The organism is Aeromonas sp. SrichE-2G (assembly GCF_017939565.1).
Taxonomy (GTDB): Bacteria; Pseudomonadota; Gammaproteobacteria; order Enterobacterales; family Aeromonadaceae; genus Aeromonas; species Aeromonas taiwanensis.
In genome coordinates this window covers 537,815-556,645 of the sequence record NZ_JAGKRG010000053.1, presented here as the reverse complement: position 1 = coordinate 556,645, position 18,831 = coordinate 537,815, and the positions used below count along the sequence as shown (strand labels likewise).

The following is an 18,831-nucleotide window of genomic DNA, read 5'->3' as shown; positions in this document are numbered from 1 at the left end:
CCTTAGCGCAGCCGGCTGGCCAGCGCCTCGATGTGTTCCGGGCCGATGCCGCAGCAGCCGCCGATGAGGTTTGCCCCGGCAGCGCGCCAGCGCTCGGCCCAGCCCAGATAATCCAGCGGCCCCAGATCGGTGCGGATCTCGTCCAGCCCGTCGTTGGCGGTCGCCTCCTTGGGCTGGGGCGGGAAGGCGTTGGCATAGGCGCCGAGGCGAACGTCGGTGCGCCCCAGGGCCTGCAGGCCGGCCCCAGCCACCTTGAGCGCCCCCTCAATCACCTCGGGCTGACAGCAGTTGAACAGGATGGCGTTCACCCCGGCCGACGCCAGGGCGACCACGGCATCGGCCACCCGCTCGCCGGAGCGCAGGGTCGGCTCACTGCCCGGCGCCTCGTCTTCCAGAGTAAAGGAGACCCAGAACGGCTTGCCGTCCTGTGGCAACAGAGCCTTGAGGGCCAGCGGCTCGGCGATGAGGCTCATGGTCTCCGCCAGCCAGAAATCCACTCGGGGGGAAAGCGCCCGGATCAGCGGGGTCGCCAGCTCGCTCACCCTGCTCGCGTCGAACAGGTCGGCGCGGTAGGAACCAAAGAGCGGCGGCAAGGAGCCGGCCACCTGCACGGAGCCCGGCTGCTCGTCGGCCACCTCCCGGGCCAGTTGCCCGGCCAGGGTCGCCAGCCGCTCCCCCTCTGCCGCAAAGCGCGCCTCACCGATATGGAACGGCACCAGGGCATAGCTGTTGGTGGTGATGACCCGGGCACCGCTCGCCGCATAGGCCTGATGCACCTCGCGCACCGTCTCGGGGGCCTCCATCAGCGCCAGCGCCGACCACTCCGGTTGACGGAACGGCGCGCCCCGCCGTGCCAGCTCGCGCCCCATGCCCCCATCCAGTACCCACAAATCCTGCTTGTCCATCTCTGTCTCTCTGCATGTTCCCGTCATGACGGGTGTTTATTGTGTGAAACCACATTAAGCCATCAAAACATCTAGACGGCTAGAAATCCCAAATATCATGACCCAAAGCAGAGAAAGAGGCAATCGGGGGCTACGAACAAATCCGAGCAAGCTCAGGATGATGGCGGCAAAGGGAGGTCTCCCCGGCACAGGCATCACCTGGCCAGGCACTGAAACGACAAGAGGCCACCCGAAGGTGGCCTCTTGTGAAACAGGGGATCAAGACGGGCTCGCCCGCCGATGGCTTGGCGACTCAGCGCCCGGCCAGCACCCGCTTGGTCTGCTTGACCCAGTCGGAGACACGACCCTGCTGGGAATACCCCTGCCAAATCTGTTCCCACTGCGCCGGGCTGAGCGGGCGGCCCAACCGGCGCTGCACCCCGGCATAGAGGTAGTCGTGGGCCGTGGTGCGAGCCTGGGCCGAGGTGAGGAACTTGGAGACGGGATCGGTCAGGCGCACGTCCCGCATGCCAAGCAGGGGGTAGTCACTGTGCACCGCCGCCAGCATGGTCTCGCGCATGGCCGACTCGATGTAGCCGCGGGCGAACAGGGCGGTCACCGACTCGAGCGACCCTTGATCCGGACCGTGATACTCCTCGTCGAACACCGGGCTGGGCTCTGCCACGGCGCTCTGCACCACCGCATCGGGATCCGGCTGCGGCACGACCACGGCTGCCTGGGGAGCTGCCGGCTTGGCGACGGGAGTGGCCTTGCGCGGTGCGCTCTGGCTGCAGGCACCGAGTGCCAGGGCGAGCGCTACACAGGCCAGCGCACGGGAATGAGACTGCATCTTCATGATTGCTAACGAGCTCCTTTTACGATTCCTGAACAGGCTTCTCGGCCGACGTGGCCTCTACCCGGGTGACCAGCAGCTGGTCGATCTTGTAACTGTCGATGTCGACCACTTCGAACTTGTAACCGGCGTACTTCACCGAGTCGGTGCGCTTGGGGATCTTGCGCAGCATGTACATGATGAAGCCGGCAATGGTCTCGTAGTTCTGGTTTTCCGGGAACTCCTCGATGTCGAAGGCGCGCATCACGTCGGAGATGGGGGTGACCCCGTCCACCAGCCAGGAGTTCTCGTCCCGCTGCACGATCTGCTCTTCCACCACGTGGGTGGCCCACTCCCCCATGACGGTGCTCATCAGATCGTTCATGGTGACGATCCCCACCACCAGGGCGTACTCGTTCATCACCACGGCGAAATCGCCCCTGTGATTCTTGAAGTACTCCATCGCCTCGTAGAGGTTCAGGGTGTCGGGGATGATGATGACGTTCTGCACCAGGGAGCCGCTGTTGAGATCGATGCTCTGGCCGCTGATGACACGGATCAGCAGCTCCTTGGAGTCGACGAAGCCCTTGATGCTGTCGAGGTTGTGGTCGCACACCAGGAACTTGTTGTGAGGGTGCTCGGCGATCTTGGCCTTGATGCTCTCCTCCCCCTCCTGCAGGGTGAAGTAGATGAGGCTCTCGCGGGCCGTCATGGCAGAGGTGACGCCAAGGGACTGCAGCTCGAACACGTTCTCGATGAGCTGATGCTCCTCGCGCTGGATGACGCCGGCCTCGGCGCCCGCATCCATCACCGCATAGATATCGTCGGAGGTGATCTCGTCGTTGCGCACCATGGAGATGCGCAGCAGGCGGAACAGTCCGTTGGCCATGCCGTTGAACAGCCACACCAGCGGCATCAGCAGGGTGACGCACAGCAGCATGGGGCGCACCACCACCACGGCGATCCGCTCCGGCATGGTCATCGCCAGGCGCTTGGGCATCAGATCGGCTATGAGGATGAACATGCCGGTGACGAAGACGAAGGAGGCTGCCGAGCTGATTTCACTCAACCAGGGCCCCTGATAGAACTCGGAGACCAGCTCCTTGATGGCCGGGTTCAGGGCGGACTCGCCCAGGATGCCGCCCAGGATGGCGACGGTATTGAGGCCTATCTGCACCACGGTGAAGAAGTTGCCAGGCTGGGCCTGCAGTGCCAGTACCTTCTCGGCATGGCGGTTGCCCTCGTCAGCCATCACCTGCAACTTGATCTTGCGGGAGGCGGCGAGGGAGATCTCGGAAAGCGAGAAGAACACACTGCCGGCGACCAGCAGCATCAGAAAGAACAAACTATCGGCAAAACTCATGATTAACCTATTGCTACAGCCGCCTTGACACAAGACGGCAAACTGGGCCCGGGAAACCGGACCGTGACTCCATCCGGGACTCACACAGGGGCCATATTCTAGCAGAAAAGCCCTCGTTGGGGGGCGTTATCTTAAGCTGTCCGAAAATGCAATAAAAAAGGCGCTTTACGCGCCTTTTTATTCATGTCGGGATCAGTTTTTGCCCAGCAGATCGGTCAACTCATCGGCCTTGGTGTGGCGCACATCCTTGCCCTTGACGTAGTAGACGATGTACTCGCAGATGTGCTGGCAGCGATCGCCGACCCGCTCGATGGCCCGCGCCGCCCACAGGACGTTCAGCACCTGGGGGATGGTGCGGGGATCTTCCATCATGTAGGTCATCAGCTCGCGGATGATGGACTCGTACTCCCGGTCCACCTTGTCATCTTCCTTGTAGACCGCGAGCGCCGCCTCCAGATCCATGCGCGCGAAGGCGTCGAGCACGTCGTGCAGCATCTTGATGGTGCGACGGCCCATGTTTTCCAGGGACACCAGCGGCGGCTGGGGCTTGTTGGCATTGTCGGTCAGCATGCGGGCGATCTTGTCCGCCACATCGCCAATGCGCTCCAGATCCGTGATGGTCTTGATGATGGCCATCACCAGGCGCAGGTCGGACGCGGTGGGCTGGCGCTTGGCGATGATGCGGGTGCACTCCTCATCGATCGCCACTTCCATGGCGTTGACCTTGTGATCGTTGGCCACTATCTTGCGGGCCGCATCCAGATCCTGGCCATGGATGGCGGCGATGGCGTCGGTGAGCTGCTTCTCCACCAGCCCCCCCATCACCAGCACCTGGTTGCGCACGCTCTCGAGCTCGGCATTGAACTGACCGGAGATGTGTTTGTTGAGATTCATATTGTCCATACCAGTAATCCTTGTTGCTCCGAGTATGCCCTAGTCGTTGAACCGACTGCCAATCTGTTTGTTGATGATCATCTTGCTCATCTCAATCACCCCTGTTGCACCAACATGCCTTAGCCGTAACGGCCGGTGATGTAGTCCTCGGTCTTCTTCTTGGCCGGGGTGGTGAAGATGGTGTTGGTGTTCGAGTACTCGATGAGCTCCCCCATGTACATGAAGGCGGTCTGATCAGAGACCCGCGCCGCCTGCTGCATGTTGTGGGTCACGATCACCACGGTGAACTGGCTCTTGAGCTCGTTGATCAGCTCCTCGATGGTGAGGGTGGAGATGGGGTCGAGCGCCGAGGTCGGTTCATCCAGCAGCAGCACTTCCGGCTCGATGGCGATGGCGCGGGCAATCACCAGACGCTGCTGCTGACCACCGGAGAGGCCGAAGGCGTTGTCGTGCAGACGATCCTTCACCTCGTCCCACAGGGCCGCACCGCGCAGGGAGCGCTCGGCTGCCTCGTCCAGGGTACGGCGGTCGTTGATGCCCTGCAGGCGCAGGCCATAGACCACGTTCTCGTAGATGGACTTGGGGAAGGGGTTGGGGCGCTGGAACACCATGCCCACCTGACGACGCAGGGCGGAAACATCCACGCTCTTGTCGTAGATGTTGTGGCCGTGCAGCTGGATCTCCCCCTCGATGCGGCAGATCTCCACCAGATCGTTCATCCGGTTGATGCAGCGCAGCAGGGTCGATTTCCCACACCCTGAGGGGCCGATAAAGGCGGTGACCTGGCCCTTCGGGATCTTCATGTTGACGTTGAACAGCGCCTGCTTGTTGCCGTAGTACAGGTTGAGATCCTTCACCTCCAGGGCCGTCTGCTCCGGGGTCAGGTTGAGCAGATCGGTGGCGGTGTGCGGGGCCGAACTCGGTGTTACGTTGATCATCTGTTACCTCAAATTCTCTTTGTGGCGGCGGGCAAGCTCATTGCCCGCGGCCGGAACGCTTGGCTGGCAGGGAAGGCCCCTGCCCGTCTCTGTGGTGGCTGGTCTATCAATGCTCCAGCGACCGGAATTTTTCGCGCAAGTGGTTGCGCATGCCCGTCAGGCTCATCGTCATCAATGTTCCAAAGAACGGAACTTCTCACGCAAGTGGTTGCGGATACCGATGGCCGTCAGGTTGAGGCCTACGATCACCGTCACCAGCAGGAAGGAGGTGGCGTAGACCAGGGGACGCGCCGCCTCGACGTTCGGGCTCTGGAAGCCCACGTCATAGATGTGGAAGCCCAGGTGCATGAACTTGCGCTCCACGTGCAGGTACGGGAAGTTGCCGTCCATCGGCAGGGTCGGGGCCAGCTTCACCACCCCCACCAGCATCAGGGGCGCCACCTCACCGGCCGCACGGGCTATCGCCAGGATGAGGCCGGTCATGATGGCCGGGCTCGCCATGGGCAGCACGATGCGCCACAGGGTCTCGGCCTGGGTGGCGCCCAGGGCCAGGGAGCCCTGGCGGATGGTGCTCGGGATCCGGGCCAGCCCCTCTTCGGTGGAGACGATCACCACCGGCAGGGTCAGGATGGCCAGGGTCAGGGCCGACCAGATGACGCCGGGGGAGCCGAAGGTCGGGCTCGGCAGCGCTTCCGGGTAGAAGAGGCGGTCGATGCTGCCCCCCAGGGTATAGACGAAGAAGCCCAGGCCAAACACGCCGTACACGATGGAGGGCACGCCAGCCAGGTTGATCACCGCAATGCGGATGATCTTGGTCAGGCTGTTCTTGCCTGCGTACTCGTGCAGGTAGACCGCCGCCACCACGCCGAGCGGGGTCACGATGATCGCCATCAGGATCACCATGAAGACGGTGCCGAAGATGGCCGGGAACACGCCCCCTTCGGTGTTTGCCTCGCGGGGATCGTCGGTGACGAACTTGGCCGTCTGGTGGAACCAGTGACCCACCTTGGCCATCAGGCTCATGTCGTTGGGCCAGACCACGTCCAGCACCCGGGACATGGGCATGGTCACCAGCTCGCCGCGCATGTCCTTGACGGTGATGCTGTCTCTGTCCGCCTGGCTGCGCAGGGAGAAGAGCTCCTTCTCCAGCACCTGATAGCGATCGTTCAGGGCCTGACGCTCGCTCGCCAGCTCGGCTTTCAGCTGATCGGTCAGCTTGTCGTCCAGCTCCGCCTTGCGCTCTTTGAGGCGCAGGCGCTCAAGCTGGTAGTTGATGCTGCCGATGTCCCCTTTCTGCAGGTCGTTGGCCTGGCTCGACAGGGCATTGGCCCGGGCCAGCACCCGCAGCAGGGCGGGATGCAGATCCGTGGTGACCTCGCGACCGTCTTCCTTCACCGAGGTGATGTAGCCGTAGAAGTTGCCGTTGGTGGCACGCTCCACCATGGCGAGCTCGGCCGGCTGGGTGCGCGACTTGATGTCGGTCTCCAGCACCCAGCGGAAGTCCAGATCGACGAACTCACGGTTGCCGGTCTTGACCAGATAGCGGGTCAGCTCCTCGCGCTCTTCCCCTTTCAGGGCCAGCCCGGAGGCACGCAGCCGCTCCACCGGCACCAGCTCGCGATCGTTGATCTCGCCTATCAGCACACTCTTGTTGCCGCTCTCGTCTTCCAGCTGCCACTCATAGATGGGGTGCGGCCAGAAGTAGACCAGACCACGCCAGCCGATGAGCAACAACAAACCCAGTACGGCCACCAGACTCAGGCTGACGGCGCCCCCCGTCATCCAGATCCAGGGGGCCCCCGATTTAAACCACTTACCCATTGTCGATTCCTTAGTCCTTACAGAGAGCTGTACTTTTCACGCAACCGCTGACGGATGAACTCGGCCAGGGTATTGAACAAGAAGGTGAACACAAACAGCACGAAGGCGGCGAGGAAGAGCACCCGGTAGTGGGAGCTGCCCACTTCCGATTCCGGCATCTCCACCGCGATGTTGGCCGCCAGGGTCCGCAGCCCCTGGAACATGGAGAAGTCCATGATGGGGGTGTTGCCGGTGGCCATCAGCACTATCATGGTCTCGCCCACGGCGCGGCCAAGACCCATCATCACCGCCGAGAAGATGCCCGGGCTCGCGGTCAGGATCACCACACGGCTCAGGGTCTGCCACGGGGTGGCGCCCAGCGCCAGGGAGCCCTGGGTCAGGTGCTTGGGCACCGAGAAGACGGCGTCTTCGGCGATGGAGAAGATGGTGGGAATGACCGCAAAGCCCATGGCGATGCCGACCACCAGGGAGTTGCGCTGGTCAAACTTGATGCCCATCTCGTGGGTCAGCCAGATGCGGGAATCACCGTGCATGAAGGCGTTCTCGATGATGGGACTCAGGGCAAAGGCCCCCCAGCCGATGACCAGCAGCACCGGGATGAGCAGGATGGCGTGCCAACCTTCCGGCAGCCAGGTACGGCCACGCTCCGGCAGATAGTTCCATACCAGTGCGGTCAGCAGCATGCCCATGGGCAGCAGGATCAGCAGCAGGATCACCCCGGGCAGGGCCCCCTCGATGATGGGGGCGAGCCACAGACCCGCCAGGAAGCCCAGGATGACGGTCGGCAGCGCCGCCATGATCTCCACCGTCGGCTTGACGTATTTGCGCAGCCCCGCCGACATGAAGTAGGCGGTGTAGATGGCGCCGGCGACGCCGAGGGGCACCGCGAACACCATGGCGTAGAAGGAGGCCTTGAGGGTACCGAACACCAGGGGCACCAGGCTCAGCTTGGCTTCGAAGTCGTTGCTGGCGGAGGTGGACTGCCACACGTACTGGGGCTCGGGGTAGCCTTCATACCACACCTGTTGCCACAGGGCGGACCAGGTCACCTCGGGGTGATCGTTCTCCACATCGAAGACCTTGAAGAGATCCCCCTGCTGGGTCAGCAACAGGTTGTGGCGCGGCGAGATGGCCAGGGCGGAGAGTTCGCCCCCGTCCATCTTCTCGCTCAGCAGCTTGCTCTCGCCGGTCGCGTGGAAGAAGTTGATGCCCCCCTGCTTGTCCGCACTGATGAAGCCCTTGCGAAAATGCTCCGGCGTCAGCAGATCGACGACACCGTCGCTCTTGAAGTCACGGATCTGGGTGAACTGGCGCTTGCCCTCTTTGGCCACCTCGAACCACTGGGAGATGACGCCGTTGTCGTTGCCCACCAGCAACGAGGAGGCGCCGGAGAGCAGCTCAATCCGGGTCACGTTCGCATTGGGGGCGTTGATCTCCAGCACGTCGCGCAGGGAGATATCGCTCAGGTTGTGGATGTCATAGACGGAGAGGCGATTGCCCTCGCGCACGAACAGGATGCGCAGGTTGGGGGTCAGCAGCATCTGATCCACGTGGCGCGGCAGGGAGGGAATGGTGTAGTTCTCGCTGCTCCACTCGATCTCGCCGGAGATGAAGTTCTCCTCGCCGCTCATGACCATCAGCACGCCACGGCCATCCTCGGTCACGGCGGCAGTGGCCATCTTCTCCTTGGTGGCCTCGAAGACCATGCGCGTCAGCGCCTTGCCCTCGGGGTCGATCACCACCGGCTCTTCGCCGAGGGGATATTGCAGGCTGGGTTCGATGACGCGCACGTCGTTCGGATAGGAGACCTTGAACGCCGGTTGTGCCACCTGCGCCTTGCCATCGGCAAAGCCATAGGCGATGAGCTTCTGGCCCGGTGCCGGCGGTGCCACCGTGGTGATCTCACCGGGGATTTGCGCGTCGCCTATCACCTGACCCACCTTGATGTTGCCATCCGGCTGAACGGCAAAGAATTTCACCTTGCCCTGGTCGCTGAAGCGATAGCCTATCTCGTTCTGCTCCTCGACGCCGAGCCAGGCGGTCTTGCCCTGGACAGGCAGCGTGAAGGAGGAGGTGCTCTCCATGCTGGCGCCATTGAAGATGGGTTTCACCACATAGAGCAGATAGAAGAAGATAAGCAGCAGCGCCACCAGCACCAGGGCTCCCCCTGTGGTAACGCCGTATTTGGCCAACTTATCCTTGATCCGGCGTTTTTTACTACCCGCCATGACCAGGTTTAACGATTCCGATGACATGCAAGACCTCAATGTGAGCTAGGCTTCGCGGCATTATATGGCGGTTGCATGACAGTTTTGTTACATCGAAACGTTAGAAATCCACTCCCGTGCACACCCGGAAAACCGGCGGAAAACCCCGCGTCGTCGGCCAGCGCGTCCGGCAGAAAGGGAACATTCGAAGGTCTTATCTGGAGAGATATAAAGATGGGAAAACGGGGCGGGCGCCCCCTTCTGCATCAGGAGGAAGCGGGTTGCCTTGCGGCCAGCTTCGCCGCCTTCTTCTCGGCACGGCGCCGCTTGAAGAAATCCGACAGCTGGGCCGAGCAGACCTCTGCCAGCACGCCACCTGTCAACGCCACGCTGTGATTGTGGCGCGGGTCCATCAGGATATCGAACACCGACCCCGCCGCCCCCGTCTTGAGATCCCGGGCCCCGTAGACCACCCGTTTGACCCGGCTGTGGATGAGGGCGCCGGCGCACATGCAGCAGGGCTCCAGGGTCACATAGAGGGTGGTGTCGAGCAGCCGGTAGTTTTCCAGCCGGGCACCCGCGGCGCGCAGTGCCATGATCTCCGCATGGGCGCAGGCATCGTGGTCGCTGATGGAACGGTTCCACCCCTCCCCCAGGATCTCGTCACCCAGCACCAGCACGGCGCCGACCGGGATCTCGCCGATCCCTTCCGCCCGGGCGGCCAGGGCCATGGCATGGCGCATCCAGCGTTCGTCCTGTGCCTGTAGCAACGCCTCTGGGCTCTCTTGTGCTGGCTCCACGCCCGCTCCTCTCGTCTGTCTGCGTTCATTTAATGTTGGCCCCACCGGAGGGTCCGGTCCAGGAGGACGGGGCCGCATCAGGGGGTCGAGATTATGCCAAAACTCCGGCCAAGGCCCAAGGAGCATCTCGTCTGAACAATAAAGAAGCAGTCAGCATCTCTCTGATAAAAAAGGAGTTGCACCCGTCAGGTCATCCTATTAGACTTCCTCCCCGTCAGCCGAGCTGACTCCGTCGGTGTGTAGCGCAGCCAGGTAGCGCATCTGCATGGGGTGTAGAGGGTCGGAGGTTCGAATCCTCTCACACCGACCAAATTCCCCGAAAATAGCCCAGTCAGACGACTGGGCTATTTTTTTGTCTCGCCTCCCCTTTTTTCCGTGCCTTTTCCAGCCGCCACAGCCAGATCGGCGTGAAATTTATACAGAACCGCTTGAAGCTTTCACAAAGTGCCGTTAGGATACGCAACTTTTCCGCCGGCCAGAAAACAGGGAGGTGGATATCAGGGTGATGGAATCACCGACCGGCTTGCAATCCAAAGAGGCAAGCACCCATGACCCAAGCTGTTGACACTCCGCCTGTTCAGCCCCTGATCTCGACCACCCCCTCCACTCTCGATACCCCTGAGAACGGGGTCGGCGACTCGGTGCGACTCGACGTGATCGATCTCGCCGCTCCGGACGAGGACTATTGAGGGCCAGTCCCCGCACTGCGGTTCAATGCGCCGGTTTTGCTGTCCGGCACCGCTTTTTCCCTGGTCAAGACACCACCAACGCAAATAACGATAAAACACCAAGATATAGCCAAAACTTGGTTCTATTCACTACCTGATACCCCTTCGCCTCCTTCTCCCCCATCCTCATTCTTTGATACAAACCTACGTCATTGCCCGTCATTTCCATGGGATCTCCTCTTTGCGCCATTTTCACCGTATTTGACCGCGCGGTTTTAAACGCAGGTTCATAGGTCAACCTTTTTGTAGGCCAGATGCCTCCTGCACCGACTGCACGCATTTCATACAGATGTTTTTGACAACCTTGGAGTGAGGTCGGGATTTCTTTTTGCATTTGTAATTTTATTACGTAATAAATTACATTTTGCATGTCTCCTGCAAGGCGCATCCCCCCTCCCTGACGCCCCGTACGACCAAGAGCATAACCATCTACATAGAGCTTTTACACCAATCACATAAACCACCTAAAAACAGCCACTTAACTTCCAACCAAAAACACCTGTTTTAAAAATCAAGTTGACGACAACGCCATTATTTTGCACCTTATCAATCGTGTTACCCCGCCGTTTCGGGGAGTTTAAGAGAAAGGGATATAGACGTTAGTCGTAGTTAATAAATTAAAAATGTAACTTTTGGAGGAGTACCCACTATGTCGGCACCGGCCCAGACCCTCAGCAGCACCCGCCTGCGCATTCAAGGCGAGATGCTTCCCGATTACGCGCAGATCCTGACGCCGGATGCGGTGGCCCTGGTATCCGAACTGGTGGAACGCTTCGCCCCTCAACGCAATGAACTGCTCAAACAGCGGGTCGCCCGTCAGGCCCGCATCGACGCAGGCGAGCTGCCCGACTTCCTGCCCGAAACCGCTCACATCCGCGACGGCGACTGGACCATTCGTGGCATCCCCGCCGACCTGCAGGACAGGCGTGTGGAGATCACCGGGCCGGTCGAGCGCAAGATGGTGATCAACGCCCTCAACGCCAACGTCAAGGTGTTCATGGCGGACTTCGAGGACTCCCTGGCCCCCGCCTGGAACAAGGTAATCGAGGGTCAGATCAACCTGCGCGATGCGGTGAACGGCACGATTTCCTACCAGAGCCCGGAGGGGAAGTCCTATACCCTGAGTTCCGATCCGGCTGTGCTCATCTGCCGGGTGCGCGGTCTGCACCTGCCGGAGAAACACGTCACCTTCGAGGGTGAGCCCGTTCCTGGCGGCCTGTTCGACTTCGCGCTCTATTTCCTGCACAACCACAAGGCGCTGCTGGCCAAGGGCTCCGGTCCCTACTTCTACGTGCCCAAGCTGCAGAGCCACCTGGAGGGTCGCTGGTGGAGCGAGGTGTTCGCCTGGACCGAGGACAGGTTCGGCCTGCCCCGTGGCACCATCAAGGCGACCGTGCTCATCGAGACCCTGCCGGCGGTGTTCGAGATGGACGAGCTGCTCTACCAGATGAAGGATCACATCGTCGCGCTCAACTGCGGTCGCTGGGACTACATCTTCAGCTACATCAAGACCCTGAAGAACCACCCCGACCGCGTCCTGCCGGACAGACAGGTGGTCACCATGGACAAACCATTCCTGAGTGCCTATTCGCGTCTGCTCATCAAGACCTGCCACAAGCGTGGCGCCCTGGCCATGGGCGGCATGGCCGCCTTCATCCCGGCCAAGGATCCGGCAGTCAACGAGCAGGTGTTTGCCAAGGTACTGGCGGACAAGCAGCGGGAGGCCGACAACGGCCACGATGGCACCTGGGTGGCCCACCCGGGCCTGGCCGACACCGCCATGGCGGTGTTCAACGCCACCATCCCGGCTGGCGCCAGGAACCAGATCGGCGTGCTGCGCGAGCAGGATGCCTCCATCACGGCGTCGGATCTGCTGGCCCCCTGCGGGGGTGATCGCACCGAAGCGGGCATGCGCACCAACATCCGTGTCGCCCTGCAGTATCTGGAGGCCTGGATCAACGGCAACGGCTGCGTGCCCATCTACGGATTGATGGAAGATGCCGCCACCGCCGAGATCTCCCGCACCTCCATCTGGCAGTGGATCCGCCACGGCAAGACGCTCTCCAACGGTCAGGTGGTCACCAAGGCGCTGTTCCGCCAGATGCTGGCCGAGGAGCAGGAGGTGGTCAGAGGCGAAGTGGGCGAGGCCCGCTGGCAGTCAGGGCGCTTCGCCGAGGCGAGCGCGCTGATGGACGAGATCACCTGCGCCGACACGCTCATCGATTTTCTGACGCTGCCCGGTTACGAGCGGCTGTGAAATCCGGGCCGGTGACGGCCCCCATAACAAGTCAATGGAAACGTGAAATCAATGAAAGAGGGAACTGATATGGCACTGACCCGTGAGCAACAGATCCAGGCTATCGAGAAAGACTGGGCAGAAAACCCCCGCTGGAAAGGGATCAAGCGCGGCTACAGCGCCGAGGACGTGGTGAACCTGCGCGGCAGCCTGCAGCCGGCACACACCCTGGCCCAACGGGGTGCCGACAAGCTGTGGGAGCTGATCCACGGCGGCGCCAAGAAGGGCTACGTGAACTGCCTCGGCGCCCTGACCGGCGGCCAGGCGGTGCAGCAGGCCAAGGCCGGCATCGAGGCCATCTACCTCTCCGGCTGGCAGGTGGCGGCGGACAACAACCTCTCCTCCACCATGTACCCGGATCAGTCCCTCTACCCGGCCAACTCCGTGCCCTCGGTGGTGGAGCGCATCAACAACTCCTTCGCCCGCGCCGACCAGATCCAGTGGGCCAACAAGGTGGGCCCGCAGGACAAGGGCTTCATCGACTACTTCCTGCCCATCGTGGCGGATGCGGAAGCCGGCTTTGGCGGCGTGCTGAACGCCTTCGAGCTGATGAAGGGGATGATCGAGGCGGGCGCCGCCGGCGTCCACTTCGAGGATCAGCTCGCTTCCGTCAAGAAGTGCGGTCATATGGGCGGCAAGGTGCTGGTCCCGACCCAGGAAGCGGTGCAAAAGCTCGTCGCAGCTCGCCTCGCGGCAGACGTGTGCGGCACCACCACCCTGGTGATCGCCCGCACCGACGCCAACGCGGCGGATCTCCTGACCACGGACGCCGACCCCTATGACGCCGGCTTCCTGACCGGTGAGCGCACCAGCGAGGGCTTCTACAAGGTGCAGGCCGGCATCGAGCAGGCCATCTCCCGCGGCCTGGCCTACGCCCCCTATGCCGACATGGTGTGGTGCGAGACGGCCAAGCCGGATCTGGACGAGGCACGCCAGTTTGCCGAGGCCATCAAGGCCAAGTTCCCGGACAAGATCCTGGCCTACAACTGCTCCCCGAGCTTCAACTGGAAGAAGAACCTGGACGATGCCACCATCGCCCGCTTCCAGCAGGAACTCTCCGACATGGGCTACAAGTACCAGTTCATCACTCTCGCGGGCATCCACAACATGTGGTTCCACATGTACGAGCTGGCCTACCAGTACGCCCGTGGCGAGGGGATGAAGCACTATGTCGAGATGGTGCAGCAGCCGGAGTTTGCCGCCGCCGAGCGGGGCTACACCTTCGTGGCGCACCAGCAGGAGGTGGGCACCGGTTACTTCGACAAGGTAACCACCGTCATCCAGGGTGGCCAGTCCTCGGTGACTGCGTTGACCGGCTCTACCGAAGAAGATCAGTTCCACTGATCACCTGACGGCTGCAATCAAAAACCCCGGCCTGGTGCCGGGGTTTCTTTTTGTGCTGCTTCTCATCCTGTCAATGGGTCACTCCCCGCCACATCATCGCGGGCTCAGAGCTCCAGGATCTCTTTGACAAAGGGGATGGTGAGCTTGCGCTTGGCACGGAAGGAGGCGTTGTCGAGGCGGTTGAGGGTCTCCAGCAGGGTGCGCATGTCGCGTGACAGCCGGTTGAGCAGGAAGCGACCCACGTCGATGGGCAGTTTGAAGCCCCGCAGCTCGGCGCGCAGTTGCAGGGCGCTGAGCTTGCCCTCGTCGTCCAGCTCGTCGAGGTGGAAGCTCACCCCCCAATCGAGGCGGGAAGCGAGATCCGGCAACTGCAGCCCCAGCTTGCGCGGCGCACTGCAACCGGTCACCACCAGGGTCCCCTCCCCCTTCTCCTTCCAGCGATTGTAGAAGTCGAACAGGGCCCGCTCCCACAGGGCGTTGCCGGCGATCGCCTCCAGGCTGTCGAGACAGACCAGGGGCAGGCTCTCCAGGGCATCCAGCATGCTGGGATCCAGCTGTTCGAACTGATCGAGGGAGAGATAGGCGGCCGCAGCATCCCGCGCATTGACCTCGGCGCAGGTGGCGTGGAGCAGATGGGAGCGACCCGAGCCCTTGGCCCCCCAGAAATAGAGGAAGGGTGAGCCCTGACCAATGGCCGCATTTTTCAGGGCGGTGATCAGATGGGCGTTGTTGCCGGGATAAAAACTGGCGAAGGTTTCATCATCCGGTAGTTGTACGGCTAAAGACAGTTGGGCCGGTTGCTTCACTCGTTGGGCTTTGACTGTGATATTTGCGGCCAAGTGTATCACCAGAGCGGCAGATAGAGAACCGCCCGGGTCATGCCGGACGGTCAGGATCCTCTTGCGGGATCATCCATGCGACCAGGGGTTACGCAGGTCGCACGCCTCAGGGTGCCATTGGGGTGGGCAGGGATCCCGATGCAGGATCACTGCGACCACTGGTAACGCAGGCCGCTCTCGCTGTCTTCGACCTGGTGCAGGCGGCTCTCCAGTTGCAAGCCACGCACCAGCTCCGTTTTGTCACCCTGCAGGGAGAGGTTGAAGGTGACCTTGTCCCCCTCCAGCTTGCCGATCGTCACCTTGGTGACGCTGGCCATGCCCTGCAACAACTTCTGTATCTGGATCATGCCGTCGATGTCGGCCAGCCCCTCCACCACCAGAGTCTGGCTGGACGCCACTCCGGAGAGGCGGGTGCCATATTGCTGCACCAGCCAGCCGGCCAGGGCGTCGGCAAACCCTTGTGCCACCTCGGCCTGGGCACCCGACCCCGACCCCTTGGTCAGCTCGGTCAGCTCCCTCGTCTGGGCACCCGGCTTGACACCGTAAAGCCCCCAGTCGAGGTTCCAGGTTTCCCCCTCCGGCGTCAGCTTGCCCAGCACCACCATCTCGGCACCATAGCGCTGGCTCGCACTCAGCACGGGATCGGCGAAACGCCCCCAGACGTCGGTGGCATTGACCGCCATGTTGTCGTCGAGGTCCATCAGCGGGATGCTGATCGGCAGCCCCATGGCCTGGGCCTGGGTGCGCAGGGCGGCAGACCAGCCGTCGTTGGACTGATCCGGCAGAATACGCCGTTCCCCTTCGTCGATCACCAGCCAGACGGCCACCTGCGGACGCACGGGGCCGAGCAGGGCAAACTTGCTCTGGCCTACCAGGGCATTGACCTTGGCCACGTCGAAATCGGCCTTGAGAAACTTCACCGACCCTTCGTCCTGGTAACCGTAGCGCTGCACGTAGTCAGCGGGGGCGGCCAGTGCCTTGACCACCTCCGGCTGGGTCAGGATGTCGCGCCGGCCGGTCACCTTGACGAGCACATCCCCCAGCGCCTGGGTCTGGGCAGCCGTCATGTCACCGCTGGTGGGCGCCTTGCCCTGGTAGAGATCGGTCACCTGGGCAGCTGAGGCCACGAGCGGCAGCCAGCAGCAGAGGAACGTCGCTAAGCATTTCAGCATAAAGAAGATTCTCGAAATGGGAGATGGTGCTTATGGTAGCGGCAAGGCGCGCATGGCAGCAAGCCGACGGGGGATAAACAGCAGAGCCGGCGGGGGGCCGGCTCCGTTTGCGCGCGGATGAAACGCGCGACTGCAGGGTCAGTGCTTACTTGGTGCCGAAGATCTTGTCACCGGCGTCGCCCAGACCAGGCACGATATAGCCCTTCTCGTTCAGCCCCTGGTCGATGGAGGCGCAGAACAGCTCCACGTCCGGGTGAGCGGCTTCCAGGGCCTTGATCCCTTCCGGCGCGGCAACCAGCACCAGCACCTTGATGGACTGGCAGCCCTTCTTCTTGAGCAGATCGATGGTGGCGATCATGGAGCCGCCGGTGGCCAGCATGGGGTCGATGACCAGGGCCAGACGCTCTTCGATGTTGCTGACGATCTTCTCGAAATAGGGAACAGGCTGCAGGGTCTCTTCGTCGCGGTAGATGCCGACCACGCTGACGCGGGCGCTCGGCATGTGCTCCAGCACGCCGTCCATCATGCCAAGACCGGCACGCAGGATGGGCACGACGGTGACTTTCTTGCCCTTGATCTGGTCAACTTCTACTGGCCCGTTCCAGCCATCGATGGTAACCTTCTCGGTTTCGAAGTCAGAGGTCGCTTCGTAGGTCAACAAACTGCCCACTTCCTTGGCCAGTTCACGGAAACGCTTGGTGCTGATATCGCCTTCACGCATCAGACCGATCTTGTGCTTGACCAGGGGGTGTTTGACTTCAACGACTTTCATTATTATCTCCTCTAACTGCCGCAAAAAAATCGCGGAATCATACAACAAAAGCCGCCGTTTGTAGAGCATTTCCGAGCAAAAACGCGCAAACGATTTCCTTTCTGGTTTTTCACCGCCACTGTTAGAATACGCCCCGAATTTTACCCTCCACTTCTTTATATGACGGGGAATACGCGTGACTGACAAAACCTCACTGAGCTACAAGGATGCTGGCGTGGATATCGATGCCGGCAATGCACTGGTTGAACGTATCAAGGGCGTGTCAAAGCGCACTCGTCGTCCTGAAGTCCTTGGTGGTCTTGGCGGCTTTGGGGCCCTGTGTCAGATCCCTGCTGGCTACAAGGAACCGGTACTGGTCTCCGGTACCGACGGGGTGGGCACCAAGCTGCGTCTGGCCATCGACCTGAAGAAGCACGACACCGTGGGCATCGATCTGGTGGCCATGTGCGTCAATGACCTGATCGTGCAGGGCGCCGAGCCCCTCTTCTTCCTCGACTACTATGCCACCGGCAAGCTGGACGTCGATACCGCCGCCGCTGTGGTCACCGGCATCGGTGCCGGCTGCGAGCAGTCCGGCTGCGCCCTGGTGGGCGGCGAGACCGCCGAGATGCCGGGCATGTATGAAGGGGAAGACTACGACATCGCCGGTTTCTGTGTCGGCGTGGTGGAGAAGAGCGAGATCATCGACGGCAGCAAGGTCGGCGAAGGGGATGCCCTGATCGCCCTGGCCGCCAGCGGCCCCCACTCCAACGGTTTCTCCCTGATCCGCAAGATCCTGGAAGTCTCCAAGGCGGACGTGCACCAGCCGCTGAGCGATACCACCCTGGCCAATGCCCTGCTGGAGCCGACCCGCATCTATGTCAAACCCGTGCTCAAGCTCATCAAGGAGTGCGAGATCCACGCCCTGTCCCACATCACCGGCGGTGGCTTCTGGGAGAACATCCCCCGCGTGCTGCCCGCCAACACCCAGGCGGTGATCGACGAACAGAGCTGGCAGTGGCCGGCGGTGTTCAGCTGGCTGCAGCAGGCCGGCAACGTCACCCGTCACGAGATGTACCGTACCTTCAACTGCGGCGTCGGCATGATCATCGCCCTGCCGGCGGATCAGCTGGAAAAAGCCCTGGCCCTGCTCAAGGCCGAAGGCGAGAACGCCTGGCATATCGGTCACATCGCCAAGGCGGCCGATGGCGAGGAGCAGGTCATCATTAAATGACCTCCCCTATGAAACGCATCCTCGTCCTGATCTCAGGCAGCGGCAGCAACCTGCAAGCCATCCTCGACCACTGCGCCACCGGCAAGATGGCCGGTGAGGTGGTCGGCGTCATCAGCAACAAGGCCGATGCCTATGGCCTGGTGCGAGCCCGGGAAGCCGGGGTGGCCACCGCCATCCTGTCCCAGCAGCAGTTTGCCAGCCGGGAGGAATATGACGCCGCCCTGCTGGCCCTGATGGCGGACTATGCGCCGGATCTGGTGGTGCTGGCCGGGTTTATGCGGATCCTGAGCGCCGATCTCGTGCGCCACTTCGCCGGGCGGATGATCAACATCCACCCCTCCCTGCTGCCGAAGTACCAGGGGCTGCATACCCACCAGCGCGCCATCGAGGCCGGCGATGACGAGCACGGTGCCAGCGTGCACTTCGTCACCGAGGAGCTCGACGGCGGGCCGGTGATCCTCCAGGCCCGGGTCCCTATCTTCGAAGAGGACACGGCCGACGAGGTCGCTGCACGGGTACAGGTACAGGAGCACAGCATCTACCCCCTGGTGGTGCAGTGGTTCTGCGAGGGCAGGCTGCAGATGCAGGAGGGTGCCGCCCTGCTCGACGGCGTGCGGCTCGACCCTGCGGGTTATGCCAGCGAATGACCGGGAACGGAATGTAAAAAGGGAGGCCTCTGGCCTCCCTTTTCTATTTGTCGCTCTTGTTTTCCTCATGCAGCGCCATGC

17 protein-coding genes and 1 tRNA gene are annotated in these 18,831 nt (G+C 62.0%); 6 read left to right on the top strand and 12 right to left on the bottom strand.

All coding sequences use genetic code 11. The features are described 5' to 3' along the window. Positions 1-2: 2 nt before the first annotated feature. The 8 genes from J9885_RS18945 to tadA form a co-directional block, all read right to left on the bottom strand. Positions 3-905: a homocysteine S-methyltransferase family protein gene (locus tag J9885_RS18945; RefSeq protein ID WP_210550389.1), complete on the bottom strand. Its 903-nt coding sequence runs from the start codon at positions 903-905 to the stop codon at positions 3-5. A 292-nt stretch (positions 906-1,197) separates the two neighbouring features. Further along, complete coding sequence (locus tag J9885_RS18940; protein WP_043759473.1) at positions 1,198-1,740, bottom strand: hypothetical protein; 543 nt, start codon at positions 1,738-1,740, stop codon at positions 1,198-1,200. Positions 1,741-1,759: 19 nt separating this feature from the next. Next, positions 1,760-3,079 (bottom strand): hemolysin family protein, encoded by a 1,320-nt coding sequence (locus J9885_RS18935; protein WP_134695155.1) that lies wholly within the window; start codon positions 3,077-3,079, stop codon positions 1,760-1,762. 192 nt (positions 3,080-3,271) lie between these two features. Then, positions 3,272-3,982 carry a phosphate signaling complex protein PhoU gene (gene phoU / locus J9885_RS18930; RefSeq protein ID WP_134695154.1) on the bottom strand — a complete coding sequence of 237 codons (711 nt, stop codon included), beginning with the start codon at positions 3,980-3,982 and terminating at the stop codon, positions 3,272-3,274. 110 nt (positions 3,983-4,092) lie between these two features. Beyond that, positions 4,093-4,911: a phosphate ABC transporter ATP-binding protein PstB gene (gene pstB / locus J9885_RS18925; RefSeq protein WP_043759467.1), complete on the bottom strand. Its 819-nt coding sequence runs from the start codon at positions 4,909-4,911 to the stop codon at positions 4,093-4,095. 171 nt (positions 4,912-5,082) lie between these two features. Next, positions 5,083-6,732 (bottom strand): phosphate ABC transporter permease PstA, encoded by a 1,650-nt coding sequence (pstA, locus tag J9885_RS18920; RefSeq protein ID WP_043759466.1) that lies wholly within the window; start codon positions 6,730-6,732, stop codon positions 5,083-5,085. A gap of 17 nt (positions 6,733-6,749) precedes the next feature. Next, positions 6,750-8,987: an ABC transporter permease subunit gene (locus tag J9885_RS18915; protein WP_043759461.1), complete on the bottom strand. Its 2,238-nt coding sequence runs from the start codon at positions 8,985-8,987 to the stop codon at positions 6,750-6,752. A 218-nt stretch (positions 8,988-9,205) separates the two neighbouring features. Next, positions 9,206-9,817, bottom strand: a complete 612-nt coding sequence (gene tadA, locus J9885_RS18910) for a tRNA adenosine(34) deaminase TadA (protein ID WP_210550388.1) — start codon at positions 9,815-9,817, stop codon at positions 9,206-9,208. Positions 9,818-9,972: 155 nt separating this feature from the next. On the opposite strand from tadA, the gene J9885_RS18905 reads away from it, so the two are divergent. Then, a tRNA-Pro gene (locus tag J9885_RS18905) sits at positions 9,973-10,049 on the top strand. 238 nt (positions 10,050-10,287) lie between these two features. Further along, the gene (locus J9885_RS18900; protein ID WP_167332220.1) at positions 10,288-10,428 is read left to right on the top strand and encodes a hypothetical protein; all 141 of its coding nucleotides are present in this window, start codon (positions 10,288-10,290) and stop codon (positions 10,426-10,428) included. 64 nt (positions 10,429-10,492) lie between these two features. Here J9885_RS18900 and J9885_RS18895 read toward each other — a convergent pair whose 3' ends face one another. Then, positions 10,493-10,855, bottom strand: a complete 363-nt coding sequence (locus J9885_RS18895; protein ID WP_210550387.1) for a hypothetical protein — start codon at positions 10,853-10,855, stop codon at positions 10,493-10,495. A 261-nt stretch (positions 10,856-11,116) separates the two neighbouring features. On the opposite strand from J9885_RS18895, the gene aceB reads away from it, so the two are divergent. Beyond that, positions 11,117-12,724, top strand: a complete 1,608-nt coding sequence (gene aceB / locus J9885_RS18890) for a malate synthase A (protein WP_210550386.1) — start codon at positions 11,117-11,119, stop codon at positions 12,722-12,724. A 69-nt stretch (positions 12,725-12,793) separates the two neighbouring features. Then, entirely contained in the window at positions 12,794-14,107 is a 1,314-nt protein-coding gene (aceA, locus tag J9885_RS18885) for an isocitrate lyase (protein ID WP_043759450.1), read from the top strand. Between the two features lie 104 nt (positions 14,108-14,211). Here the strand turns inward: aceA and hda are convergent, their stop codons facing one another. From hda to upp, 3 genes are all read right to left on the bottom strand, one after another. Continuing rightward, positions 14,212-14,913 (bottom strand): DnaA inactivator Hda, encoded by a 702-nt coding sequence (hda, locus tag J9885_RS18880; protein ID WP_043759448.1) that lies wholly within the window; start codon positions 14,911-14,913, stop codon positions 14,212-14,214. Positions 14,914-15,092: 179 nt separating this feature from the next. After that, positions 15,093-16,118 (bottom strand): DUF2066 domain-containing protein, encoded by a 1,026-nt coding sequence (locus J9885_RS18875; RefSeq protein WP_210550385.1) that lies wholly within the window; start codon positions 16,116-16,118, stop codon positions 15,093-15,095. 145 nt (positions 16,119-16,263) lie between these two features. Then, complete coding sequence (upp, locus tag J9885_RS18870) at positions 16,264-16,890, bottom strand: uracil phosphoribosyltransferase (RefSeq protein ID WP_005302745.1); 627 nt, start codon at positions 16,888-16,890, stop codon at positions 16,264-16,266. Between the two features lie 175 nt (positions 16,891-17,065). On the opposite strand from upp, the gene purM reads away from it, so the two are divergent. Continuing rightward, a complete protein-coding gene (gene purM / locus J9885_RS18865) occupies positions 17,066-18,103 on the top strand; it encodes a phosphoribosylformylglycinamidine cyclo-ligase (protein WP_210550384.1) in 1,038 nt (345 codons plus the stop codon). Between the two features lie 8 nt (positions 18,104-18,111). Continuing rightward, positions 18,112-18,750: a phosphoribosylglycinamide formyltransferase gene (purN, locus tag J9885_RS18860; protein WP_210550383.1), complete on the top strand. Its 639-nt coding sequence runs from the start codon at positions 18,112-18,114 to the stop codon at positions 18,748-18,750. Positions 18,751-18,831: the final 81 nt, after the last annotated feature.